This window comes from Pseudoalteromonas sp. MER144-MNA-CIBAN-0113 (genome assembly GCF_040308965.1).
GTDB classification, from domain to species: Bacteria; Pseudomonadota; Gammaproteobacteria; order Enterobacterales; family Alteromonadaceae; genus Pseudoalteromonas; species Pseudoalteromonas tetraodonis.
On sequence record NZ_JBEOOG010000631.1, the window covers coordinates 1 to 231 of the forward strand.

Below are 231 nucleotides of genomic sequence, written 5' to 3' on the forward strand. Positions count from 1 at the left end.
GGATCGAATACTTCTGATTTTAGTATGAGGTTATAATTGCCTTGGCGAATAATTAGTACTTTTAGTGGGCGCTCGGTAAAGAGTAATAAGTAAAGTTCAGGCTCAAAGCGTATGCCTATTTGTGAGGGTTTATTTTTATTTACAATATAATCTGGTTGGTTATCTGGTAAAGGATTTTCAAGCATACCAGTACCTGTAGTACAGGTTAATGTATTATTTTTAAAGTAGCCT

General features: G+C 34.2%; 1 pseudogene. It reads right to left on the reverse strand.

Features of this window, described 5'->3' with window-relative positions:
• Nucleotides 1-185, reverse strand: a pseudogene (locus AAEY57_RS21250) (EAL domain-containing protein); the annotation flags it as partial.
• Between the last annotated feature and the right edge of the window lie 46 nt (nt 186-231).